Here is a 21,743-nt window from a genome sequence, read left to right as displayed (position 1 = left end):
CCGGACGGATTCCCGCGGAGAGGCGCGACCCGACCATGACGCGACGCGATCGGTCCACCTGGAGCGCAACCGGTCTCATGCTGGGTCTGATGGCGGGGGCGGCCTCCGCCCAGGTGCCCTCCGCTCCTCCGCCCCCTTCCAATTCCTCCGCACCCGCCCCCGCGCGGGCGAAGCCGGCCACACCCGATCCGGCCTTCGAGGCGGCGCGGACCGCATTCGAGGCTTTGCCGGACGCCGAGCGCAAGGGCCTGCAGGACGCCCTGGTCTGGACCGGCGACTACAACAGCGTGGTCAACGGTACCTTCGGACGGCGCAGCTACGAGGCGCTCCAGGCCTATGCGAAGCGCAGCGGCGGGAGCGGGAGCGGGAGCGGGCTGCCGGATGCGGCCGGACGCGCCGCGCTGCTCAGGGACGGCGCGGCGGCGCGTGCGGCCGCGCGCTTCGTCGTCAAGCCGGACCCAGCCAGCGGCGTGGTGCTCGGCGTGCCCGAGCGCGTGTTGCCGAAGCGCTCGGCGCAGCCCGGCGGCACCCGCTGGCAGAGCGCCGACGGACGAATCACCCTGGAGACGAAATCCAATCCGGCCGGCGAGACCGGGCTCGAGGCGGTCTTCACGCGCATCACCGCACCGAGCCCCGACCGGCGGGTGACCTACAAGCTCCTGCGGCCCGACTTCCTGGTGGTGACCGCCGAGACCGCGACGGGCAAGTCCTACATCCGCTATGCCGCCGGCGAGGCGGGCCTGCGCGGCCTCACCCTCGGCTACGACAAGGCCCTGGCCGGCGAGGTCGACCGCCTCGCCATCGCCATCGCCAACAGCTTCGTGCCCTTCCCCGATGCGGCCCCGGCCGTCGCGGCGCCGGTCGCCACCGCCGTTCCGGCTCCCGCGCCGCCACCCCTGCCCGGGACCCGTCCGGCACCGCTTGCGACCGGCCTCCTCGTGGCGCCGGGGCGCGTGCTGACGAGCGCGGCAGCCCTGTCCGGATGCCGGGTTCCCCTGGTGGCGGGCCAGACGGCACGCCTCGGCGCCGGCGCCACGGCCGATCTGGTGGTTCTGGAAACGGGGGTCCTCGCAGGCCGGACGCCGATCACCCCGCTTGTCCGCGGGCGCAGCCTGACCGAGGGCGAGGCTGTGGCGGCCCTCGTCATCGACGGAGAGGGCGGCGTCGCGGTGGCATCAGGTCAGGCGCGTCTGGATCAGGCGGCCACGGGAGACGCGGTCGGAAGCACACGGATCACCGCGCCGCTCCAGACGGGTGCAGGGGGCGCGCCGGTCCTCGATCGCGCAGGCGCGATCGTCGGTCTCGTCCCGACGGTCCCGGCACAGCCTCGCCGGGTGGCCGGCGTGGTGCCGCCGGCGCACTATGGCCTCGTGACCGGGGCCGCGCTGACGGCCTTCCTGACTGCGGCGGGCATCCGGGCGTCGGCGCCGGGCGAAGCCGGCACGCGCGGACCGGGCCCGCAAGAGGCCGGCACGCTGGGCGCAGCCGCCGCAGTCCTGGCGGGTGCGGTGGTGCCCATCACGTGCCAGCCGTGAGCGGGATCGTCAGATGCGTCCGGTGACGAGGAGGACGATCAGGATGATGACGAGCAGGCCGCCGAGTCCGAAGCTCGGTCCACGGTAAGCACCGCCGCCGAGGAAGTTGCCGCCGCCGAGCACGATCAGGATCAGGAGGATGAGGAGAATGGTGGTCAGGGTCATGGATGGGAACTCCGTCACGCGCCCAACCGGAATTGCTTGAGCTTGACCGTACAAACGTCGCCGTGGCGATTCCGTTCAACGGTCCGTGCGGCATAATCCCACGAAGACGGGATTTTTCGCCGGATCGACTTCAGACTCGCCAATCCGGCAGCGGTTCCGATGCGGTTCCGAGCCAGTCGGGCACCGGCAGCCCCTTTCCGGCCAGGAAGGCGGGGTTGAACAGCTTCGAAGCGTAGCGCGCCGCGCCATCGCACAGGATGGTCACGATGGTGTGCCCCGGCCCGAGTTCCCGGGCGAGCCGGATCGCCCCCGCGACGTTGATGCCCGACGATCCGCCCAGGCTGAGGCCCTCCTCCCGCATCAGCCGGAAGACGATGTCGAGGGCCTCGGAATCAGGGATCCGAAACGAGACGTCCGGGGTGAAGCCCGCCAGGTTGCGGGTGATCCGGCCCTGGCCGATTCCCTCCGTGATCGACGAGCCCTCGGCCTTCAGGGTGCCGGTGGTGTAGTGGGCGTGCAGCGCCGACCCCTCCGGGTCGGCCAGGCCGATCCGCACGCCGGGGCGCGCGGCGCGCAGGGCCGCAGCGGTCCCCGCCAGGGTGCCGCCGGTCCCGGCCGCACAGATGAAACCGTCGACCGCCCCGCCGGTCGCCGCCAGGATCTCCGGGCCCGTCGTCTCCACGTGGGCCTGCCGGTTGGCGACGTTGTCGAACTGGTCGGCGAAGAAGGCTCCGGCCGGTTCGGTCGCGGCCAGGCGCTCGGCCAGCCGGCGGGCGGCATGAACGTAGTTGTCGGGATTGGCGAACGGCACCGCCGGCACCTCGACCAGGCGGGCGCCGGCCAGGCGCAGGGTTTCCTTCTTCTCGGCCGACTGCGTCTCCGGGATCACGATGACCGTGCGGTAGCCGCGCACCGAGGCGACGAGCGCCAAGCCGATGCCGGTATTGCCGGCCGTGCCCTCCACGATGGTGCCGCCGGGCCGGATGGCACCCCGGGCCTCGGCATTGCGCACGATGGAGCGCGCCGCCCGGTCCTTCACCGAGAGGCCGGGATTCAGGAACTCCGCCTTGCCCAGGATGGTGCAGCCGGTCTCCGCCGAGGCGCGCGCCAGGCGAATCAGGGGCGTGGCGCCGATGGCCGAGAGGATATCGGGCAGAGGACGATCGAGAGGGATGGTCATGCGCGGGATTCCGGGGGCAGGGCGGCGGACCCGGCGCGCCTCAGGCGGCGAGCGCCCGGTTCACCGTGGAGCGCAGGTCGGCCAGCGAGAACGGCTTCGTCAGGACGTCGGTCACGATGGCGTCGAGGCCCCGCGCGCGCTCGCGTTGGTCGGCGAAGCCGGTCATCAGCAGGATGGTGAGATTGGGAAAGTCGCGCTTGGCCGCGAGCGCCAGGGCGATGCCGTCCATGAGCGGCATGCGGATGTCGGTGAGCATCAGGTCGAACGCGCCATCCGCCTCGGTCAGCCGGTCGAGCCCGTCGCTACCGTCGGTGGCGGTCACCACGGCATGGCCGTCGATCTCGAGGCCCCGCTTCAGGAAGCCCCGCACCGTCTCTTCGTCATCCACCAGGAGGATGCGGGCCATCGCGCGTCTGTGTCTCTCTCTGATCCGGGCGCTCAGTGACGCAAGCGCCGGCGCGCCCTGTCAAGGCACCGTCGGACACAGCAAGTCCTTTAAGGGCCGAATCGTTTCAAATTCTCTGGGGCGCAAGGAAATTTCTCTAGGGCGCAGGGCAATTTCTTGGGCCCCGCGGCGAGACGCGCCTCAGGTACCGCCGAACAGGTCGGGCTCGCGGCTCTCGTAATCGACGAGGCCGACGAAGGGCAACTGGCGGTAGGCGTGGGCGACGTCCATGCCGTAGCCGACCACGAAGACGTCCGGGCAGGTGAAGCCGACGAAATCCGCGTCGATGGTCACGGCGCGCTTGCCGGGCTTCTCGAGGAGGACCGCGGTCAGCACCCGCTTGGCGCCCCGCGCCATCAGCAGGTCCTTGGCGAACACGATGGTGCGGCCGGATTCGAGGATGTCATCCACCAGGAGGACGTCGCGTCCGCGCACCTCGCTCTCCACGTCGCGCAGGATTTCGACCTGACCCGAGGAGACCGTGGCGGTGCGGTAGCTCGACAGGTGGACGAACTCGGCCTGCGGCTCCAGCCCGACCCGATGCAGGGCACGCAGGAGGTCGGCGGCGAACATGAAGCTGCCCTTCAGCACCGCCACCACGAGCAGGTTCTCGGGATTGGCGGCGGCGATAGCCGCTGCGAGTTCCTCGGTGCGCCGGGCGATGGCGGTTTCGTCGAAGAGGACGCGGACGCGTCGGGAAGCACTGGTCATCCGCCTTCCTTATCACGGGGCCGGGGCGCTGGCATCGGCCTTCGGCACGGTCTCGTCCGCCTCGGCGGCGGCAAAATGCACGCGGACCGAACGGCCCTGCGCCGGCGGCGCCGACAGGCTCGCGCGGAAGCGTGCCGTCTCGCTCCTCTCGAGCGCTGCGCGCGGGGGGGCGATGCGCCAGCGATAGAGCGGCTGGTCGCGTCCGTCCCGGACTTCCACCTCGATCGGCGGCACCGCGGCCTCGGAGGCCACGCCGACGAGATCGCCCTCCACCACGAGCTGGGCCTGCGCGCCCTCCCCCGGGCTCTGGAAGGCCACGACGTCGCGGAACTCGACGCCGCGGAGGTTCACCGGGAATCCGACGCGGGCATAGAGCCCGGCGCTCTGGGGCATCGCCCGCACCACCGTGGCCCGTCCGAGCACGGCGAGGCCGAGGCCGCCGACCACGGCGAATGCGAGGGCGGCCCCGGGCGAGGCCAGGGAAAAGCCCTTGCGCTTCGGCTTCGCGGGCTTGGCCCGCGCCCGCGGGCGCGGCGTGTCGGGCGGCGATGGATCGGGCTCGGGTTCGGCGGCCAGGGCCGATTCCCAGGCATCGAGATCGGCCTGGGCCGAGGCGCGGCTCTGCGCCGCGTCGGGGCCGAGCTCGGAGGCCGCCATCATGGCGGCGGTCATCTCGGCTTCGAGGGCGGCGGAGACGTCGTCGGGCGAGATGAACCAGGTCTCGCGGCACGCCGCGCAACGCACCGAGCGCCCATCCGCGCCGACGCGGTCCACGTCGATCTCGTACGCGCTGGCACAGGACGGGCAGACGATCAGCATGGCGTCCGTGGGCCTCGGATCTCGATGGACGGTTGCCGACGGGGGCAAAAAGACTCAAACGGTTCTCGGCCAACACGGTTAACCGTCCGTGAAGCGGGCGGCCTATAACCGGGATGCGCGGGGCCGTCGCAAAAGGGCAGACTGGGTCGGGCAGGGCGGGTTAGGCAGGCTTGGTAAGGCGCGCTTGGTTGGGCAGGACCTTGGGGGGATCGTGGCGGATCGGGTGAACACGCAGTCGCTCCTCTCCGGAGCCGAGGAGCCAGTGGTCCAGTTCGAGAGCGTCGGCATGCGCTACGGTCTCGGGCCGGAGGTGCTGAGCGATGTCAGCTTCCAGATCGCGCCGCGCTCGTTCCAGTTCCTCACGGGACCGTCCGGCGCGGGCAAGACCACCCTGCTGCGCCTGATCCTCCTGTCGGTGCGCCCCACCCGCGGCCTCGTCTCGGTCTTCGGCGAGGAGGTCAGCGACATCTCCAGCGAGGCGTTGACCGGCCTGCGGCGGCGCATGGGCGTGGTCTTCCAGGATTTCCGCCTGCTCGACCACCTCACCACCTACGAGAACGTCGCGCTGCCCCTGCGCGTCCAGGGGCGGTCGGAAACGAGCTACCGGGCGGAGGTCGTCGAGCTCCTGCGCTGGGTCGGTCTCGGCGAGCGCATGCACGTGCTGCCGCCCCTGCTCTCGGGCGGGGAGAAGCAACGCGCCGCCATCGCCCGGGCGCTCATCGCCCGGCCGGAACTGCTCCTGGCCGACGAGCCAACCGGCAACGTCGATCCCGGCCTCGGCCGCCGCCTGCTGCGCCTGTTCATCGAGCTCAACCGACTGGGCACCTCGGTGCTCATCGCCACCCACGACTTCGCCCTGATGGATCTCGTCGATGCCCGGCGCTTCGTCCTCGGCGATGGACGCCTGACGGTCGAGGCATGATGGGCGAGACCGACATCCCATCCGCCGCGCCGGCACACCGTGCGCCGTCCCGCACCGACGACCGGCCGCCGGTGAAGCCTCCGGCGCCGCCCGAATCGCGGGGCGCCCCCCTGCCCCCCACCCTGCGCCGCAACGCCCCCCTGGTGCCGACCGACTCGGCGGCGAGCCGGGCCCTGGCCGCCGTCATCGCGATCCTGACCTTTCTCGCCGCGCTCTGCGCCGGTGCGGCCGAGATCGTGGCGTCCAGCGCCGTTCAGTGGCAGGACACGGTGGCCCAGGAGGTGACGATCCAGGTACGTCCGAGCCCCGGGCGCGACATCGATGCCGACGTCGCCCGCGCCGAGGGCCTGGCCAAGGCCACCCCCGGCATCGCCGCCGTGCGGGTGTTCTCGAAGGCCGAGGCCGAGCGCCTGCTCGAGCCCTGGCTCGGCAGTGGCCTCGACCTCTCGGACCTGCCGGTGCCGCGGCTCGTGACCCTGAAGCTCGCCGAGACCTCCCCGGACCTCAAACCCCTGCGCAGTTCCCTCAGCGACGCCTTGCCCGGCGTGGCGAGCCTCGACGACCATGCCCTGTGGCTGCGCCGGCTCTCCACGGCGGCCAACACCTTCGTGGGTGTCGGAATCGGCATCGTCCTGCTGGTGCTGGTGGCGACGGGCCTCGCCGTGGTCTTCGCGACCCGCGGCGCCATGGCGGGCAACCGGGAGGTGGTAGAGGTCCTGCACTTCGTCGGGGCCAACGACGACTTCATCGCACGGGCCTTTCAGCGCCGCTTCTTCGGCCTCGGCCTGCGTGGCGGCATCATCGGCTCGGGCGCGGCCATCGCGGCCTTCGCGCTGGCCGGGCTGGTGGCCCGCAACTGGCGCTCCGGCCCGGCCGGGGAGGAGATCGAGGCCCTGTTCGGCACCTTCCATATCGGTTGGCGCGGCTACGCCGCCGTGCTTCTCATCGGCGTCATCGCGTCGGTGGTCACCGGCATCGTCTCGCGTCTCACCGTGCGACGGTTCCTGGCCTGAGGGGCGGGGGCCGGCGCAGGGTCACGCGCCCTGTCACGGATGCGGGCGATCCCGTTAACCCTTCGTGAACCTTTCCGGGCGGAGATACTTGCCTCGTGAACGCCCCAATCGGGGCTACTCTCTGGGGGAATGACGAGGCGGATGTCAGCCAGCGGCACCATGAGGCCCTCCGAGGCTTTCGGATGGGCCTGGACCGACGCCGCATCCCGCGCGCCTGCCCCGGCACGCCGGCAGCCGGATTCAGCCGGCCAGGGTCCCACGGCGCGGAGCGGGCTCGGCCCGACGGCCAAGGCCAGCCTCGGTCTCGCCGGCACCGGTGCCGTCGCGCTCTTCTGCGGCTTCCTGACCTTCGTGGCCTGCCTGGAGCGGGACGAGCGCGTGCCGCAGGGCCGGGCCGACGGCATCGTGGCGCTCACGGGCGGGGCGCAGCGCATCGGCGACGCCATCGACCTCCTCGCCAACGGCTACGGCCGGCGCCTGCTGATCACCGGCGTCAACGAGCGCACCAGTCGCGACGAGATCGCCCGCTTGAACCCGACGCAGCGGCACTGGATCGATTGCTGCGTGGACCTCGACTACCGGGCGCGCAACACCATCGGCAACGCCATCGAGACCCGGCGCTGGATGCGCCAGCACCGGTTCAGCACGGTGACGGTGGTGACCTCGAACTACCACATGCCGCGCACGATGGTGGAACTCGACCACGCCCTGGTGGGTGCCGACCGCGTCGTGCCGCATCCGGTGATCGCGGAGGGCTTCGATCCCGACAGCTGGTGGCACCATCCCTCCTCGGCCAAGCTCCTTGCCTCGGAATACCTGAAGTTCCTCGTCGCCTGGGTCCGGACCCGCTTCGAGCAGGATCCCGAGCGCTCGCGCGCCGCCATCCTCATCGGACGCGGCAAGCCGATCAAGATGGTCGCCGAGCCGCTGCTCCTCCGCGGGCAGGAATAGGCCGAAGCCCGCCCGGAGCCCGGGGCCTCAAAGCCCCTTGCACTGGCTTCGGATCATCCCGGCGAATTCCTTCTCGGAGGTCTGGACTTGGTTCAGGCGATCCGTGCGCTCGGCCCCCGAGAGGCAGCGGCCATAGACGCTGGCCACCCGGCGCATGGTCTCAACGTGCCGGCGCCAGACGCGACACTGGTCGGCCGCCTCGCTGCCGGCCTGTTCGAGCTGGTCGATCGCCTGGCGCTGCATCGAATTCGCCACGAGGACGTCCCGGGCGCAGGCGGTATCGGTGGCGCCGCGCTGCTGCGCGCCGGCAGGCTCGGCCACGAGCAGGAGAGCGACCACCAGGGGTGCGCAGGGCCGGATCCGCATGATCAAGCGGCCTGCGAAGCCGAGGTGTGGGTGAGGAGCGCGTAGAGGGCACTGGCGTCGCGGGCGGCACGGATGCGCTCGAGGATGCCGGGCTCGCGCAGGAGCCGGGCGACCTGGGCCAGGGCCTTCAGGTGGTCGGCGCCGGCGCCTTCGGGCGCCAGGAGCAGGAAGGCGATGTCGACGGGCTGGCCGTCGAGGGCATCGAAATCCACCGGCTTCTCCAGCCGGGCGACGAGGCCGAAGAGCCGGTCGAGGCCGGGCAGTTTGCCATGCGGGATGGCGACGCCGTCGCCGATCCCGGTGGAGCCCAGGCGCTCGCGCTGCAGCAGGGTCTCGAACACCTCGCGCTCGTCCAGGGCCGGAAGCTGACGCACCGCGTGAGCGCTGAGCTCCTGCAGCATCGACTTCTTGGCGCGGACGCGCAGGGACGGCACCACGGAATCCGGAGAGAGGAATTCCAGCACTGGCATGAAGGACCGTCGCCCCGTCGGCGGCGGCCGACCCGGCCGCCACTCCATGAAAGGTCGGGCCGCCCAGGCGACCCTTGGACTCAATCGAGCGGGTTCAGGCTCTGTTCCCGACCCGCGCCTACGAGGCTGCCTCGGCCGGATCGACCCAGCCGATGGCCCCGTCCGTGCGGCGGTATACGACGTTGATGCGTCCGGTGCCAGCGTGAACGAACACGATGACCGGCGCCCCCGTGAGGTCGAGGGCGGTGACCGCCTCGCTGACCGAGTGGCGCTTCAGGGTCTTGGTGCTCTCTGCCACCACGGGCGGATGCGCCGCCTCCCCGTCGTCGCCGTCCTCGTCGAGGTCGATGGCGTCGCCCTCGCTCGGGGCGGCGAACACGGCGTAGGCCGCCTGCACCGTCGCGCCGTCATGGCCGGCCGCGCCGTGGTCCTTCAGCTTGTGCTTGTAGCGCCGCAGGCGCTTTTCCAGGCGGTCCGCCGTCTGCTCGAAGCTCGCATGGGCGTCGTGGGCGGCGCCGGAGGCTTCCAGGGTCAGGCCGGAGACGAGGTGGAGCACGCAATCGGTGCGGTAGGCGGTTCCGTCCCGCCGCAGGGTGACGTGGCCGGAGCAGGTCCCGCTCATGTGGCTGTCGAGGTATTTCGAGAGGGTGGCAGCCATTCGCTCCTCGACCCGCCCCCGGAGGGCTTCGCCAAGGTCCAGGCCGTGGCCCGTCACGCGCAATGACCCCATGATTCCTCCAATTTTCGTTGTGGACACGCCCTGGGTGAGGCGCAACCTGAGTTAAGGAGCCTCTCTCGGAGAAGTCAACGCGAGGTCGGGTCCGGGCCTTGTGCCCGCCGGCGATCCGTCATTCGCGGCCCGGACCCCGGCCGCGCGCGCCCTTCGGGTTTGCGGAAGGCGGCATTCGCCGACCCCGGCCGGTCAATCGCCGGAGGCGACGCCCCGCAGAGGCGCCTCAGCGCCCCGCATAGGCGAAATGCTCGCGCCGGCGCTCGATCGACGAGGGAATACGCAGGGATTCCCGGTACTTGGCAACGGTACGGCGGGCGATGTCGATACCCTCGTCACGCAACTTCTGAACCAGCGCGTCGTCGGAGAGCACGTCGCTCGGCGCCTCGCCGTCGACGAGCTGCTTGATGCGGTGGCGGACGGCCTCGGACGAATGCGAGGCGGTGCCGGCGGCGCCCGGGATCGCGGCGGTGAAGAAGTACTTCATCTCCAGCGTGCCGCGGCTGGTGCCGATCGACTTGTTGGAGGTGACCCGCGAGACGGTGGATTCGTGCATGCCGATCGCTTCGGCCACGGTCTTCAGGTTGAGCGGGCGCAGGTGGGCGACGCCGTGCAGGAAGAAGGCGTCCTGCTGGCGCACGATCTCGGAGGCGACCTTGAGGATGGTGCGGGCCCGCTGCTCCAGGCTGCGGGTGAGCCAGTTGGCGGTCTGCAGGCATTCCGACAGGAAGGCCTTGTCGCCCTCGGCCGCCGCGCCGCGGGAGACTCGGGCGTAGTAGCTCTGGTTGACCAGCACCCGCGGCAGGGCCTCGGCGTTGAGCTCCACCAGCCACGAGCCGTCGGGGGCGGCGCGCACGAACACGTCGGGAATCAGCACCTCGACCGCCCGGGTCCCGAAGGCGCGGCCGGGCTTCGGATCCAGCCGGCGCAGCTCGGCCAGCATGTCGACGAGATCCTCATCGTCGACGCCGCAGAGCCGGCGCAGCGCCGCGAAATCACGCTTGGCCACGAGGTCGAGGCGCGACACCAGGGCCTGCATGGCCGGATCGAAGCGGTCGCGGTCGCGCAGCTGCAGGGCGAGGCACTCGGCGAGGTCGCGGGCGGCAATGCCGGCGGGCTCGAAGCTCTGCACGAGCTTCAGCACCCGGGCGACCCGGTCGAGGGAGGCGCCGAGGCGCTCCGCCACCGCGTCGATCGATTCGCGCAGGTAACCGGCATCGTCGACGGCATCGATGAGGAAGCCCCCGATCAGCCGGTCCATGGGATCGCGGGTGGCGAGGTCGAGCTGGGCGCCAAGATGCTCGCGCAGGGACACCTCGGCGGTGAGGCTCGCCTCGAAATCCGGGGCCTCGCCATCGAAGCTGCCGCCGGTATTGCCGTAGGGTGCCGGCGTCAGCGAGAGCATGTCGCCGGAGGCCGCCTCGCGGGCATGGGTCGGGTTCTCGTCCGAGAACACGTTGTCGAGACGGGTGTCGAGGGCGCTCTCGATGTCGGCGCCGCTCGCCGTCAGCGTGGTGGCGATCCAGGGCTCGTCGCCCCCGTCGTAGTCGCCCCCCTCGCCGTCCCCGTCGCGATCGACCGAGGATTCGGAGGGTGTCTCCGCCGGCGGGCGTTCGATCTCGCTCTCGCCGTCGGCGCGCTCCAGCAACGGATTGCGCTCGAGTTCGGCATCCACGTAGGCGGCGAGGTCGAGCTGGGAGAGCTGGAGGAGCTTGATCGCCTGGAGAAGCTGAGGCGTCATCACCAGGGCCTGGCCCTGGCGCATTTCCAGCCGTTGCAGCAGACTCATGGTTGTCGCCCCGGGTGAGTCGCACCTCAGACCAGCGGCGCACGTCGCCGTGAGCCGAGCCTCGGCACAAATCTTGCTTCCTATTGTCTGCTTCCAGGTCTAGCGCCAACCCGACCCCGCGTCAAAGCATGGCGGACCGAGTTTGCACGCAAATTGGGCAGGCCATGAAAGCAGCACGGGGGTCCGCGCCTCGGCGGAGACCGCAGCGTCGCATCCCGAGCGCTAACAAAAGCTTGTGAGATCAGCGGAAATTCTCGCACTGCACCAAAGGCGTGTGGCTCGAATCCTATGGGACGCCGGTCGAAAAAACCCGTGGCCTGTGATCCGGATGCAGAGCTGGCACTGTAAGATCCGGACGGGAGCGGCCCCTAAAGGCGGAAATCCTCGCCGAGATAGAGGCGCCGGGCCTCCGGATTGGCCACGATCTCCTCCGGTGTCCCCTCGGTGAGGATACGGCCCGAATGGGCAATATAGGCGCGATCGATCAGCCCGAGGGTCTCGCGCACGTTGTGGTCGGTGATGAGCACACCGATCCCGCGCTGCTTCAGGTGCTTGACCAGGTCCTGGATGTCGCCGACCGCGATGGGGTCGATACCCGCGAAGGGCTCGTCGAGAAGCATGAAGCTCGGCGAGGACGCGAGCGCCCGGGCGATCTCGCAGCGGCGGCGCTCGCCTCCGGAGAGGGCGATGGACGGCGACTTGCGCAGGCGGGCGATGTCGAACTCCTCCAGCAGCGACTCGAGCTTGCGGGCGCGCTCCTTGCGGTCCGGCTCGGCCACCTCGAGCACCGCGCGGATATTGTCCTCCACGGTGAGGCCGCGGAAGATCGAGGCTTCCTGCGGCAGGTAGCCGATGCCGAGGCGGGCCCGCTGATACATCGGCAACTGGGTGATCGGCAGGCCGTCGAGGGTGATGGTCCCGCGATCGGCAGTCACGAGGCCGGTGATCATGTAGAAGATGGTGGTCTTGCCGGCGCCGTTGGGGCCGAGGAGACCGACCGCCTCGCCGTTGCGCACGGTGAGGCCGGCCTCGTGAACGACGGTGCGGGCGCCGTAGCTCTTGCGCAGGCCGCGCACGCAGAGGATGCCCGGCCCGCCGCCTTCCTCGACGATGGCGGCCGCCTCGGCCGCGCGACGACGGGCGCGGCCGCCGAACAAGCGCCGGAGCAGGGAGGGTGCGGCGGGCGCGCCGGCACGGTCGGAGGAGCGCTCCGCCAGGGCGGGCGCCAGCGCTGCGGCACTCAATTCGTCTGGGCCCGGGGCTTGCCGGCAGGCTTCTCGGCGGAAGCTTCGGTGGGCTTGTCGGCGGCAGGCTTGTCGGCCGGGGGCTTCGCCCCGCGCCCGGCGATGGGCGCCGGCGTGCAGCCCTTGCCCTTGGCGCCGTCCTCCTTCTGCGGCACGAGGAGGGCGGAGACGCGCCCGCCCGCCACCGGGTCCATATTCGCACGGCCGGTGTTCATGTCGTAGACGAGGCGGGAGCCGCGGGTGACGTTCTGGCACTGACTCAGGATGACGTTGCCCGTCACCACGATGCGCTTGGCCTCCTGATCGAACACGGCGTTGTCGCCGGTGGCGATCTGGTCCTTCTGCACCACGGTGACCGGGCCGGCGCACTCCACGCGCTGGATGCCGTTCTCGTTCAGGCCGGCGGCCCGCTCGGCCTGACTGGCCGGCTCACCGCCCGCCGCCGGCTCCTTCTTGTCCTTGCCGCGCTTGTAGCGCACCGTCATGCTGGAGCAGCGGATCGTGCTGTCGCCCTGCACCGCGACGACGTTTCCGGCGAAGATCGCCTTGTTCTCGCGATCGAACACGTCGAGACGGTCGGCGTCGATCTTGATCGGCTCCTTGCCCCCGCCGCCGAGATTGCCGAGGGGCGAAGCGGCCTTTTCCTTGCGCGGCGCCGTGGGCGCCGTCTGGGCCACGGCGGATCCGGCCGCGATCACGGCCGCCAGCGCGAGCACGAGGGCGGTCAGGCGCCGATCCGGGGCGACGTCCTTCCCCGTGGACCGCGTCACGGGCGGCGCTCCCCGTCCTCGGGCTCGGCCGCCGTGGTCCGGATGCGCGCCGGCTTGCCGGTCAGCCCGGCGACCTGAGCCGTATCGGCCCCGGCCTCGGACTTGTCCTGCGACTCCCCGCCCGACGCGTCCCGACCGTGCAGGACCGTATGGACGTTGCCGACGAAGGAGATGACGTGGCCGCTGTCGATCACCTCGAGGGTGTCGGCCACGATGGTGCCGCTCGGCATGGAGACGGCGACGGTCTCGCTCGACCGGACGCTGCCCGCCTTGAAGTCGACGGCGGCCGTCTTCAGGCGGACCTCCTCGCCCTTGTCCGTCCAGAGCCGGATGTCACGGTCGAGGTTCAGGGATTCGCGCGAGGAATCGAACACGCCGGAGGCGGCTTCGAGGTGGACCAGGCCGCCCTTGTCGTCGGTGTTGAGCTGGCCCTTCATCGCCTGCAATTCGATCACGCTCGGCTTGCGAACGTCCTGGAACGCGGCGGTGGCGGTGACCTCGTAGCCCCGGTCGCCCTTCCGGAAACCGGACAGGCGCGGATTTTCCATCTTCACCCGGCTGCCCGACAGGCTGAGCTGGCCCATCGACACGTCGGGTAGACCCGCCCCGAAGGGATTGAACAGGGTCACGACCGCGAGGGCGAGGACGGCGGTCCCGGCCGCGAGGGGGATCAGCCGGCGCAGGGCGCGCACGTGGCTGCTGTGGTTACGCGCTCGCGCATGGGCGCGGGTCCGGCGCGCATCGACGCGGCCGTCGCTCGTCTGCCCCGTCTCGATCGCCGCGCCCAGGTGCATGATCTTTCCAACATCGTGCCCCGGCGGCGTCGGCGCGCGCGAAGCGCGCACAACGGCCGGGTCGACCGCCGGATGGCCGGGGGCAGTGGCGAAGTTATGACGGGAAGCTTGAGAAAGCATCAAGCCTCCGGTTCACCCGAGGGCGGAATGGCGCAGGCGCGGGCGCGAGGATGTGCGACGGCGCACGGAGGCCGGAGCGCGGGCGATCGGCGTCACGGGGCCTGCGCGGCGGAGGCCGCCTCTAGGCATGGGCGAAGATGTCGATATCCGGCCAGCCGGCGAGGTCGAGGCGCGCACGGGTCGGCAGGAACTCGAAGCAGTGTTGCGCGAGATCTGTACGGCCCTCCCGCTCCAGCATCGCGTCGAGGCGCGCGCGCGCGGCGTGCAGGTAGAGGACGTCGGAGGCGGCGTAGTCGACCTGGGCCTGGCTCAGGGTCTCGGCGCCCCAATCCGAGGATTGCTGCTGCTTGGAAAGGTCGACGCCCACGAGTTCGCGGACCACGTCCTTCAGCCCGTGCCGGTCGGTGTAGGTGCGGGCCAGCTTCGAGGCCACCTTGGTGCAGTAGACCGGTGCCGGCATGACCCCGAGGCCCTGGAACAGCACCGCGAGGTCGAAGCGCGCGAAGTGGAAGATCTTCAGGGTGGCGGGATCGGCCAGCACGCGCATCAGCGTGTCCGGCGCCGGTCCGCCGGGAACGATCTGGACCACGTCGGCGGTGCCGTCGCCCCGCGAGATCTGGACGACGCAGAGCCGGTCGCGATGCGGGTTGAGCCCGAGGGTCTCGGTATCGATGGCGATGGCCGGGCCGGCGACGTAATCGGCAGGCAGGTCGCCGCGATGCAGGCGGATGGCGGGATGCGGCGGCATGAACGGGGTATTTCCGCGCTGGGATCGACGACGGGCCACGAACGGCGTTTCTCGTGTGATCCCCGGCGCCTATCACCCGGCCCGGACACCCGCAAGGGTGGCAGACTGCGCGGCGCGCGGGGACAGCCCACGCACCGCGCCGGACCTGACGTGTCCGTTCGGCCAGCATCACTTCTGTTTGGCGATGACCTTGTCCTTGATGCCGTCATAGGCGTTCTGCGGGATGATCTTCTTGGACAGAAGCTCGTCCTTGCCACGATAGGGGCGCCCCTTGATGATGGCGGCGGCGCGGGCGGCGCCGATGCCCGGCAGGGCGTCGAGCTCGGCGGCGGTGGCGCTGTTGATGTCGACCAGGGCCGTCTTCGCGGACGGCTCGACCGTCGGCGCCTTGGGCGCCGCAGGCGCGGTCGGCGCCACGGTCTTGGGAGCCGTCGAGGGGGTTGGGGTAGCCGGGCTCGGCGCCTGGGCCAGGGCGGGGCCGGCGGCGAGGCAGGTCAGAACGGCGAGGGTACGCAGCAGGGATGAGGACATGGATGTCTCCCGAAAGCATCGCCCTCCGCGCGATGCGGCAGCGAGCCCGTCTCCTGAATAGAAGTTCCAACTTGAACCGCAGATTAAAGTCCTCGCGCGTTTCCACGCCGGGACTACGCCGTGTCGGGAGAGCGAATCCCCGACGCATCCTGGACGAGGGCCGGGCCGGCGTGGCCATGACTGAGGATCTTCGGTGCGCGCAGGTCCGATCCGTGCCGGACCTGTCGACACCGCCTGTTCCTGCCTCCTGCGCGGGACACTCTAGCCAGAACCTGCGGGTGGCGTTATAGAGCCGCCAGCGAATCTCCGTTTGACCACGGTACCGAGGCGGCCTTCCCCTGGAAGTCGCGCCCACGGTGCCTTTTTTTGCCGTAACAGGACTCTTCCGATGGCCGTTCCGAAGCGAAAGACCTCTCCCTCGCGTCGCGGCATGCGCCGCTCCGCCGACGCCCTCAAGGCCCCGACCTACGTCACCGACAAGGATTCGGGCGAGCTGCGTCGTCCCCACCACATCGATCTCAAGACCGGCATGTACCGGGGCCGCCAGGTCCTCAAGGTGAAGTCGACCGAGGCCTGAGCCTCGCGGGGGCGCCGTACGGCCGCCCCGTCCGCACGACACAACCGCACGACACATGCGAGATGCCCGAGCCGTGGCCCCCCAAGGGCCCGGCTTTTTTCGTTGCCCGTACCCATGGGCCGAAAGGCGGCGTCGGAGACGGTCAAGCGCGGCGCGCAGCCTCGGCGTAGCGGGCGGCGGCCGAGCGCGTGCGCTCGATGCGGGATGGCCGGAGGGTCGGCTCGGCGCTGACGATGAGCTGAGCCAGGAACCCGGACAGGGGGCGGGCCGGGACCGGTCGAAACCCGAGCGCCTCGCCGCCCGGGATGACCACGAGGTCCCGGCGCGTGAGAGGGGCCGATTCGGGCCGCATGCCGGCCGGCTCGTCCCGCTCCGTCCCGGGCCACGCCATGGCTCTCGCTCCCCGCGCCGACATGGCGCCTGGGAACAGAATTGGCCCGCGTTAACGGTTCGTCAACCTTTGATCCGACGCCTCTCGCGCAGCAAGGTTACCCGTTGAGGATCTCGGCCGCCGTCCGGAGATGCGAGCGGTTCCCGCCGACCGCCCGCGCCTACTTCTTGGCCAGGTCCTCGAGGCGGGACTGCATCTCGGCCATCTGTCGCTTGAGGTCGTCGAGATCGGTCCCGGCCGAGCCGTGCTGGGCCGGGACGGGAACGCCCCCGGACTTGCCCGCCGAGGAGGGATGCGCGCCCATGCCGGAGAGCGGGCCGGTGCCGAAGGTGGTGAACATCTTCATCGCGTCGCCGAAGAAGCTCATGTTCGCCCGGACCTGTTCCTCCATCGCACTCTGGAACGCGGTGGGCGCGAAGCTCTGCGCCATCTTCTCGCGCAGGCCCTCCTGGTCCCGGGCGAAGTTCGCCATGGAGAATTCCAGGAAACTCGGAACCATGGTGCGCATGCTGTCGCCGTAGAAGCGGATCAGCTGGCGCAGGAAGGCCACCGGCAGCAGGTTGTCCTCGCCGGCCTTGTTCTCCTGCTCGAAGATGATCTGCGTCAGCACGGAACGGGTGATGTCGTCGCCCGAGCGCGCATCGTAGACGAGAAAATCCTCGCCGTTCTGCACCATCGTCGCCAAGTCCTCGAGGGTGACGTAGGTCGACGTCCCGGTGTGATAGAGGCGCCGGTTGGCGTATTTCTTGATGACGGTGTGGGTGGACTTACCGTTATCCGCCATTTCTGGGGGCCTCTCCCGGCGCGTTCGTAGCCGCGCGATCTTCTTACCGCGGCGCCGAGGACCGCTGCTCGATCCCGCGCCGCACAAGGACACCTTAAGACGTTCCCGTGCCGACGAAAACAGCAATTTATCGCCCATCCCGCGGAATACCACGCAACGGAGCGGGTCCTGTCACGGCCGGGGCCGCAAACAACCTTCGGATGCCTTGACTTCGCAGGGTCGACGGCTTTCATCCGAGGGAACGGCACAAAGGCGCCCACGCTCGATTGCATTCAGAGCGTCAAGGGAGCGCCCGCCGGAATGAGGAGAACGTCACCATGGCAGCAGAAGATATCGTCATCGTCGGCGCGGCCCGCACCGCGGTGGGTTCGTTCGGCGGCGCATTCAACACCGTCCCCGCGCACGATCTCGGCGCCGTGGCGATCAAGGCCGCCCTCGAGCGCGCCGGCGTCCCGGCTGACGACGTGGACGAGGTGATCTTCGGCCAGGTCCTCACCGCCGGCGCCGGCCAGAACCCCGCCCGCCAGGCCGCCATCAAGGCTGGCATCCCCGAGAAGGCCACCGCCTGGGGCGTCAATCAGGTCTGCGGCTCGGGCCTGCGCACCGTCGCCATCGGCATGCAGCAGATCGCCAACGGCGACGCCACCGTGATCGTGGCCGGCGGCCAGGAATCAATGTCGCTCTCCCCCCACGCGCAGTACCTGCGCGGCGGCCAGAAGATGGGCGACGTCAAGCTCGTCGACACCATGATCAAGGACGGCCTCTGGGATGCCTTCAACGGCTACCACATGGGCCAGACGGCCGAGAACGTGGCGCAGGCCTTCCAGCTCACCCGTGAGCAGCAGGACCAGTTCGCCACCGCCTCGCAGAACAAGGCCGAGGCCGCCCGCAAGGAGGGCCGCTTCAAGGAGGAGATCGCCCCCGTCACCGTGCCGGGCCGCAAGGGCGACGTCGTGGTCGACACCGACGAGTACATCCGCGACGGCGCCACCATCGAGGCGATGGCCAAGCTGAAGCCGGCCTTCACCAAGGACGGCACCGTGACCGCCGCCAACGCCTCCGGCCTCAACGACGGCGCGGCCGCCATCGTACTGATGTCGGCCTCCGAGGCCGAGCGCCGGGGCATCAAGCCCCTGGCCCGGATCGTCTCCTGGGCCACGGCCGGCGTCGACCCGAAGGTGATGGGCACCGGCCCGATCCCGGCCTCGCGCAAGGCCCTGGACAAGGCCGGCTGGAAGGCGTCCGACCTCGACCTGATCGAGGCCAACGAAGCCTTCGCCGCCCAGGCGCTCGCCGTGAACAAGGACATGGGCTGGGACACCGACAAGGTGAACGTCAATGGCGGCGCCATCGCCATCGGCCACCCGATCGGAGCCTCCGGCGCCCGCGTTCTCGTCACCCTGCTGCACGAGCTGAAGCGCCGGGACGCCAAGCGCGGCCTCGCCACCCTGTGCATCGGCGGCGGCATGGGCGTGGCCCTCTGCGTCGAGCGCGTCTGAGTCTGAGCCGCAGGCGGTGCCGCATGAATTCTTGACGGCACCGCAAATTTAAATCGGTCGCGCCCGACGTGGACCGTCCGCTAAAGCGCGACCGGCCAAACATAATCACAAGAAACCAGATTTCGGAGGAAACCATGGCTCAGGAACGCGTCGCACTCGTCACCGGCGGTACCCGCGGCATCGGCGCCGCCATCTCGAAGGGCCTGAAGGCCAAGGGCTACAAGGTCGCGGCCAATTACGGCGGCAACGACGAGGCGGCCAACGCCTTCAAGGACGAGACCGGCATCCCGGTCTTCAAGTTCGACGTCGGCGACTACGCGGCCTGCGAGGCCGGCATCAAGGCCGTCGAGGCCGAGGTCGGCCCGGTCGACATCCTGGTCAACAATGCCGGCATCACCCGTGACGGCCTGTTCCACAAGATGACCTTCGAGAAGTGGCAGGCGGTCATCAAGACCAACCTCGACTCCGCCTTCACGGTCACCCGGCCGGTGATCGAGGGCATGCGCAACCGGGGCTTCGGCCGCATCATCCTGATCTCGTCGATCAACGGCCAGAAAGGCCAGATCGGCCAGGCCAACTACTCCGCCGCCAAGGCCGGCGTGATTGGCTTCGCCAAGGCCCTGGCCCAGGAGAGCGCCTCGAAGGGCATCACCGTCAACGTGATCGCGCCGGGTTACATCGCCACCGACATGGTCATGGCGGTGCCGGAGGACGTGCGCAACAAGATCATCTCGACAATCCCGGTGGGCCGCCTCGGCGAGGCCGAGGAGATCGCCCGCGCGGTGGAGTACCTCGCCGCCGACGATTCCGGCTTCATCACCGGCTCGACCCTCACCATCAACGGCGCCCAGTACATCGCCGGATAGTCGTTCGCGCGGCTCCCTTCGCGGGAGCCGCGCCCCTCACTCGATGCCCATGCAATTGGCGTAGAACGTCGCCGTCGCCGGCCAGTCCGAGAAGACCCCCTTCACCCCAACGTCGCGGTAGAGCACGTCGAGGAGCGCGAAGGTGTCCCCGTCCCGGTCGATCAGCGGACGGATCGATTTGTAGTAGTACCCTCCCCCATCCTTCAGCGGCCCCGAGCGCTCGAGCGACCAGGTGACCAGGTCGAGGCCGGCGGCCCGCGCCGCGCGCGCATAGGCCGAGGGCACGATCGTCCCGTTCGGTCCGACCCCGACCAGCATCCAGAGGGGCGGCGCCAGGGTGCGCAGGCCGAGGGCGGACAGTTCCGCCATGCCGCGTTTCCAGCTCTCCGGCTTCTCGGGATCGAAGCCCGGATCGGTCTCGTCGCGGTTGTCGAGCCACAGGGCCTGTCGACCGAATTCGGGCTCCGCCTTCAGCCAGTACTGGATGTCCCGGAGCTGGAAGCTCTGCGGGCGCACCTCGGAAGCCGGGATGCCGGCCTGCTTGTAGGCATCGATCATCGCCTGGGCATACTGGTCCTGGCCGTAACCCTCGAAGGGCATCGGGACTTCGGGGGCCTTCAGTTCGGGCGTGAACCGGCGCCCCAGGGATTTGACCAGGGCGATGTACGCATCGTGGGTCATGAGCGTGCCGGTGGTCGCGTAGAGGTCGGTACGCCAGCGGGGGGTCGCATGCGCGTAGGCCTCCCGGGTCGTGGCCTGCGGGTCGCTGGCGTCCATCTTGCCGTTGAGGCTCTTGAACTCGGCCAGGGTCAGGTCGCTGGTGCAGCAGCGGGCCGAGGCCTTGCGCCCGGTGGCCGGATCGGCGGGCTGGAAGTCCTGGCTGCACTTGGCCGCCAGGTCCGGGCGGGCGAGGATGTCCGTGGTGGTGTGCAGGTCGCACTGGGCGTGCCGGCAGACCAGCTGCCGGTCCCGCGTGAAGGCGACATCGCACTCGATCACGCCGGCGCCCATGCGGGCGGCGGCCAGCACGCCCTCCCGCGTATGCTCGGGAAATTGCAGCGGCGCGCCCCGGTGCGAGATCGAGAAGCGGCGGGCGGTGTAGGGCCTGTCCGCCCCGCAGGCCTGCAGGCGCTCCTTCAGGGGGCCGGGCTTCATGCTGTCCACGAGGTAGAAGGGCCGCGGCCCGAGCTGGGCCGGCTCCCCCGCGCCCGCCGGGCCGGCGGCGAGGAACAGGGCCATGCCCAGTCCCCCCGCGCTCCGGGCCAACCCCGATCCGAAAGATCCCGTCCCCATGCCCCGCCTCCGCGCCGATTGCCTGCTCCACGCAGGTAGGGCCTGGCCGTGACCGGTCGATGAAGGGAGGGGCCCCGGATCATCTTCGCCTTGCCCGGGGCGGCCCCGGCGTGGGACAGCGGCGCCTCCCGCCTCGGACGTCCGGTTCCCCATGCCCTCCGCGACCCTGCTCGGCTTCGGCGCCATCCTGCTCTGGTCGCTGCTCGCCCTGCTCACGGCCCTGTCGGGGGCGGTGCCGCCGTTCCAGCTTGCCGCGATGACCTTCGCGCTCGGGGGGCTCGTCGGCTGCGCCAGCTGGCTCGTGCGCCCGGCGGGCATCCGGGCCCTGCGCCAGCCCTGGCCGGTCTGGCTCCTCGGCGTCGGCGGCCTGTTCGGATACCACGCGCTGTACTTCGCCGCCCTGCGCCTCGCCCCGCCGGCGGAGGCGGGCCTGCTCAATTATCTCTGGCCCCTCCTCATCGTGCTGCTGTCGGCCCGGCTTCCGGGGGCGGCGGGCCTGCGCGCCGGCCATCTCGGCGGGGCCGCCCTCGGGCTCGCCGGCGTCGTGGTGCTGTTCGCCGGGCGGGGCGGGATCGACTTCGCTGCCGGAGCCGTGCCCGGCTACGTCGCGGCCCTGGCGGCGGCCTTCGTCTGGTCGGGCTATTCCGTGCTCTCCTCCCGGGTCGGCGCAGTGCCGACCGATGCGGTGGCGGGCTTCTGCCTCGCCACCGCCGCCCTGAGCCTGGCCTGCCACCGCGCCTTCGAGACGACGCTGTGGCCGGCGGGCGCGGTGCAATGGGGGGCGGTCGTCGCCCTCGGACTGGGGCCGGTGGGCGCCGCATTCTATCTCTGGGACATCGGCGTGAAGCGGGGCGACCTGCGCCTTCTCGGGGTCGCGGCCTACGCGGCCCCGATCCTGTCGACCCTGACCCTGGTACTCGCCGGCTATGCCGAGCCTAGCCCAGCCCTGGCGCTCGCCTGCCTCCTCATCGTCCTCGGCGCCGGGGTGGCGGTGCGGGCCTCCCGCGCCGGGACGCCCTAACGCCGGCGC

At 70.5% G+C, this 21,743-nt stretch carries 25 protein-coding genes; 8 read left to right on the top strand and 17 right to left on the bottom strand.

The features are described from left to right. Positions 1–77: 77 nt before the first annotated feature. Complete coding sequence (locus tag AC1MGR_RS02495) at positions 78–1,535, top strand: serine protease family protein (RefSeq protein ID WP_480233537.1); 1,458 nt, start codon at positions 78–80, stop codon at positions 1,533–1,535. 9 nt (positions 1,536–1,544) lie between these two features. On the opposite strand, the gene AC1MGR_RS02490 is transcribed toward AC1MGR_RS02495, so the two are convergent. From AC1MGR_RS02490 to AC1MGR_RS02470, 5 genes are all read right to left on the bottom strand, one after another. Then, complete coding sequence (locus AC1MGR_RS02490) at positions 1,545–1,700, bottom strand: DUF3309 domain-containing protein (protein WP_103708171.1); 156 nt, start codon at positions 1,698–1,700, stop codon at positions 1,545–1,547. 130 nt (positions 1,701–1,830) lie between these two features. After that, entirely contained in the window at positions 1,831–2,880 is a 1,050-nt protein-coding gene (locus AC1MGR_RS02485; RefSeq protein WP_480233536.1) for a cysteine synthase A, read from the bottom strand. A gap of 40 nt (positions 2,881–2,920) precedes the next feature. Continuing rightward, positions 2,921–3,286, bottom strand: coding sequence for a response regulator (locus AC1MGR_RS02480; protein ID WP_055946868.1), 366 nt, complete (start codon positions 3,284–3,286; stop codon positions 2,921–2,923). A 180-nt stretch (positions 3,287–3,466) separates the two neighbouring features. Further along, positions 3,467–4,036: a hypoxanthine phosphoribosyltransferase gene (hpt, locus tag AC1MGR_RS02475; RefSeq protein ID WP_055946865.1), complete on the bottom strand. Its 570-nt coding sequence runs from the start codon at positions 4,034–4,036 to the stop codon at positions 3,467–3,469. 12 nt (positions 4,037–4,048) lie between these two features. Further along, positions 4,049–4,855: a zinc-ribbon domain-containing protein gene (locus AC1MGR_RS02470; RefSeq protein ID WP_480233535.1), complete on the bottom strand. Its 807-nt coding sequence runs from the start codon at positions 4,853–4,855 to the stop codon at positions 4,049–4,051. Between the two features lie 223 nt (positions 4,856–5,078). Here AC1MGR_RS02470 and ftsE point away from each other — a divergent pair, with 223 nt between their 5' ends. From ftsE to AC1MGR_RS02455, 3 genes are all read left to right on the top strand, one after another. Continuing rightward, positions 5,079–5,777 carry a cell division ATP-binding protein FtsE gene (gene ftsE / locus AC1MGR_RS02465; RefSeq protein ID WP_181259686.1) on the top strand — a complete coding sequence of 233 codons (699 nt, stop codon included), beginning with the start codon at positions 5,079–5,081 and terminating at the stop codon, positions 5,775–5,777. After that, positions 5,774–6,790: a cell division protein FtsX gene (locus AC1MGR_RS02460; protein WP_480233534.1), complete on the top strand. Its 1,017-nt coding sequence runs from the start codon at positions 5,774–5,776 to the stop codon at positions 6,788–6,790. The genes ftsE and AC1MGR_RS02460 overlap by 4 nt, the downstream gene beginning before the upstream one ends. 141 nt (positions 6,791–6,931) lie before the next feature. After that, positions 6,932–7,741 carry a YdcF family protein gene (locus tag AC1MGR_RS02455; protein ID WP_480233533.1) on the top strand — a complete coding sequence of 270 codons (810 nt, stop codon included), beginning with the start codon at positions 6,932–6,934 and terminating at the stop codon, positions 7,739–7,741. Between the two features lie 27 nt (positions 7,742–7,768). Here the strand turns inward: AC1MGR_RS02455 and AC1MGR_RS02450 are convergent, their stop codons facing one another. The 9 genes from AC1MGR_RS02450 to AC1MGR_RS02410 all read right to left on the bottom strand — a co-directional run bounded on the left by AC1MGR_RS02450 (position 7,769) and on the right by AC1MGR_RS02410 (position 15,303). Beyond that, positions 7,769–8,107, bottom strand: a complete 339-nt coding sequence (locus tag AC1MGR_RS02450) for a hypothetical protein (RefSeq protein WP_480233532.1) — start codon at positions 8,105–8,107, stop codon at positions 7,769–7,771. Positions 8,108–8,109: 2 nt separating this feature from the next. Further along, positions 8,110–8,577: a PTS IIA-like nitrogen regulatory protein PtsN gene (gene ptsN, locus AC1MGR_RS02445; protein WP_055946855.1), complete on the bottom strand. Its 468-nt coding sequence runs from the start codon at positions 8,575–8,577 to the stop codon at positions 8,110–8,112. A gap of 118 nt (positions 8,578–8,695) precedes the next feature. Further along, positions 8,696–9,307 (bottom strand): ribosome hibernation-promoting factor, HPF/YfiA family, encoded by a 612-nt coding sequence (hpf, locus tag AC1MGR_RS02440; RefSeq protein ID WP_108037015.1) that lies wholly within the window; start codon positions 9,305–9,307, stop codon positions 8,696–8,698. Positions 9,308–9,533: 226 nt separating this feature from the next. After that, positions 9,534–11,096, bottom strand: a complete 1,563-nt coding sequence (rpoN, locus tag AC1MGR_RS02435) for an RNA polymerase factor sigma-54 (RefSeq protein ID WP_480233531.1) — start codon at positions 11,094–11,096, stop codon at positions 9,534–9,536. 368 nt (positions 11,097–11,464) lie between these two features. Continuing rightward, the gene (gene lptB / locus AC1MGR_RS02430) at positions 11,465–12,253 is read right to left on the bottom strand and encodes an LPS export ABC transporter ATP-binding protein (protein WP_243214809.1); all 789 of its coding nucleotides are present in this window, start codon (positions 12,251–12,253) and stop codon (positions 11,465–11,467) included. An 83-nt stretch (positions 12,254–12,336) separates the two neighbouring features. Next, on the bottom strand, positions 12,337–13,068 hold the full coding sequence (locus AC1MGR_RS02425; RefSeq protein ID WP_480234912.1) for an LptA/OstA family protein: 732 nt from the start codon (positions 13,066–13,068) through the stop codon (positions 12,337–12,339). 38 nt (positions 13,069–13,106) lie between these two features. Beyond that, complete coding sequence (locus tag AC1MGR_RS02420; protein WP_480233530.1) at positions 13,107–13,904, bottom strand: lipopolysaccharide-assembly, LptC-related protein; 798 nt, start codon at positions 13,902–13,904, stop codon at positions 13,107–13,109. A gap of 241 nt (positions 13,905–14,145) precedes the next feature. Continuing rightward, positions 14,146–14,772: a ribonuclease D gene (locus AC1MGR_RS02415; RefSeq protein WP_480233529.1), complete on the bottom strand. Its 627-nt coding sequence runs from the start codon at positions 14,770–14,772 to the stop codon at positions 14,146–14,148. A gap of 168 nt (positions 14,773–14,940) precedes the next feature. Next, positions 14,941–15,303: a helix-hairpin-helix domain-containing protein gene (locus AC1MGR_RS02410; protein ID WP_108037023.1), complete on the bottom strand. Its 363-nt coding sequence runs from the start codon at positions 15,301–15,303 to the stop codon at positions 14,941–14,943. 388 nt (positions 15,304–15,691) lie between these two features. Between AC1MGR_RS02410 and rpmF the strand changes: the two genes are divergently transcribed. Continuing rightward, positions 15,692–15,880: a 50S ribosomal protein L32 gene (rpmF, locus tag AC1MGR_RS02405; protein WP_055946842.1), complete on the top strand. Its 189-nt coding sequence runs from the start codon at positions 15,692–15,694 to the stop codon at positions 15,878–15,880. Between the two features lie 142 nt (positions 15,881–16,022). Here the strand turns inward: rpmF and AC1MGR_RS02400 are convergent, their stop codons facing one another. Next, positions 16,023–16,271 carry a hypothetical protein gene (locus tag AC1MGR_RS02400; RefSeq protein WP_108037025.1) on the bottom strand — a complete coding sequence of 83 codons (249 nt, stop codon included), beginning with the start codon at positions 16,269–16,271 and terminating at the stop codon, positions 16,023–16,025. Positions 16,272–16,431: 160 nt separating this feature from the next. Further along, positions 16,432–17,055: a polyhydroxyalkanoate synthesis repressor PhaR gene (phaR, locus tag AC1MGR_RS02395; protein WP_108037027.1), complete on the bottom strand. Its 624-nt coding sequence runs from the start codon at positions 17,053–17,055 to the stop codon at positions 16,432–16,434. A gap of 317 nt (positions 17,056–17,372) precedes the next feature. Between phaR and AC1MGR_RS02390 the strand changes: the two genes are divergently transcribed. Continuing rightward, positions 17,373–18,554 (top strand): acetyl-CoA C-acetyltransferase, encoded by a 1,182-nt coding sequence (locus tag AC1MGR_RS02390; RefSeq protein WP_108037028.1) that lies wholly within the window; start codon positions 17,373–17,375, stop codon positions 18,552–18,554. Between the two features lie 134 nt (positions 18,555–18,688). Further along, the gene (gene phbB / locus AC1MGR_RS02385) at positions 18,689–19,420 is read left to right on the top strand and encodes an acetoacetyl-CoA reductase (protein WP_480233528.1); all 732 of its coding nucleotides are present in this window, start codon (positions 18,689–18,691) and stop codon (positions 19,418–19,420) included. 36 nt (positions 19,421–19,456) lie between these two features. Here the strand turns inward: phbB and AC1MGR_RS02380 are convergent, their stop codons facing one another. After that, positions 19,457–20,659, bottom strand: a complete 1,203-nt coding sequence (locus AC1MGR_RS02380) for a glycerophosphodiester phosphodiesterase family protein (protein ID WP_480233527.1) — start codon at positions 20,657–20,659, stop codon at positions 19,457–19,459. Between the two features lie 205 nt (positions 20,660–20,864). Here AC1MGR_RS02380 and yddG point away from each other — a divergent pair, with 205 nt between their 5' ends. Next, on the top strand, positions 20,865–21,734 hold the full coding sequence (gene yddG, locus AC1MGR_RS02375) for an aromatic amino acid exporter YddG (RefSeq protein ID WP_108037034.1): 870 nt from the start codon (positions 20,865–20,867) through the stop codon (positions 21,732–21,734). The last annotated feature ends 9 nt before the right edge of the window (positions 21,735–21,743 follow it).

The organism is Methylobacterium sp. BI1, assembly GCF_056680125.1.
This window is presented reverse-complemented; position numbering and strand designations above follow the sequence as displayed.

Bases quoted from the DNA above. Each gene is read 5' to 3' on its own strand.
- AC1MGR_RS02495 (WP_480233537.1), top strand. From the start codon at position 78: ATGCTGGGTCTGATGGCGGGGGCGGCCTCCGCCCAGGTGCCCTCCGCT.
- AC1MGR_RS02490 (WP_103708171.1), bottom strand. From the start codon at position 1,700: ATGACCCTGACCACCATTCTCCTCATCCTCCTGATCCTGATCGTGCTC.
- AC1MGR_RS02485 (WP_480233536.1), bottom strand. From the start codon at position 2,880: ATGACCATCCCTCTCGATCGTCCTCTGCCCGATATCCTCTCGGCCATC.
- AC1MGR_RS02480 (WP_055946868.1), bottom strand. From the start codon at position 3,286: ATGGCCCGCATCCTCCTGGTGGATGACGAAGAGACGGTGCGGGGCTTC.
- hpt (WP_055946865.1), bottom strand. From the start codon at position 4,036: ATGACCAGTGCTTCCCGACGCGTCCGCGTCCTCTTCGACGAAACCGCC.
- AC1MGR_RS02470 (WP_480233535.1), bottom strand. From the start codon at position 4,855: ATGCTGATCGTCTGCCCGTCCTGTGCCAGCGCGTACGAGATCGACGTG.
- AC1MGR_RS02460 (WP_480233534.1), top strand. From the start codon at position 5,774: ATGATGGGCGAGACCGACATCCCATCCGCCGCGCCGGCACACCGTGCG.
- AC1MGR_RS02455 (WP_480233533.1), top strand. From the start codon at position 6,932: ATGTCAGCCAGCGGCACCATGAGGCCCTCCGAGGCTTTCGGATGGGCC.
- AC1MGR_RS02450 (WP_480233532.1), bottom strand. From the start codon at position 8,107: ATGCGGATCCGGCCCTGCGCACCCCTGGTGGTCGCTCTCCTGCTCGTG.
- ptsN (WP_055946855.1), bottom strand. From the start codon at position 8,577: ATGCCAGTGCTGGAATTCCTCTCTCCGGATTCCGTGGTGCCGTCCCTG.
- hpf (WP_108037015.1), bottom strand. From the start codon at position 9,307: ATGGGGTCATTGCGCGTGACGGGCCACGGCCTGGACCTTGGCGAAGCC.
- rpoN (WP_480233531.1), bottom strand. From the start codon at position 11,096: ATGAGTCTGCTGCAACGGCTGGAAATGCGCCAGGGCCAGGCCCTGGTG.
- AC1MGR_RS02420 (WP_480233530.1), bottom strand. From the start codon at position 13,904: ATGCACCTGGGCGCGGCGATCGAGACGGGGCAGACGAGCGACGGCCGC.
- AC1MGR_RS02415 (WP_480233529.1), bottom strand. From the start codon at position 14,772: ATGCCGCCGCATCCCGCCATCCGCCTGCATCGCGGCGACCTGCCTGCC.
- AC1MGR_RS02410 (WP_108037023.1), bottom strand. From the start codon at position 15,303: ATGTCCTCATCCCTGCTGCGTACCCTCGCCGTTCTGACCTGCCTCGCC.
- rpmF (WP_055946842.1), top strand. From the start codon at position 15,692: ATGGCCGTTCCGAAGCGAAAGACCTCTCCCTCGCGTCGCGGCATGCGC.
- AC1MGR_RS02400 (WP_108037025.1), bottom strand. From the start codon at position 16,271: ATGGCGTGGCCCGGGACGGAGCGGGACGAGCCGGCCGGCATGCGGCCC.
- phaR (WP_108037027.1), bottom strand. From the start codon at position 17,055: ATGGCGGATAACGGTAAGTCCACCCACACCGTCATCAAGAAATACGCC.
- AC1MGR_RS02390 (WP_108037028.1), top strand. From the start codon at position 17,373: ATGGCAGCAGAAGATATCGTCATCGTCGGCGCGGCCCGCACCGCGGTG.
- phbB (WP_480233528.1), top strand. From the start codon at position 18,689: ATGGCTCAGGAACGCGTCGCACTCGTCACCGGCGGTACCCGCGGCATC.
- AC1MGR_RS02380 (WP_480233527.1), bottom strand. From the start codon at position 20,659: ATGGCCCTGTTCCTCGCCGCCGGCCCGGCGGGCGCGGGGGAGCCGGCC.
- yddG (WP_108037034.1), top strand. From the start codon at position 20,865: ATGCCCTCCGCGACCCTGCTCGGCTTCGGCGCCATCCTGCTCTGGTCG.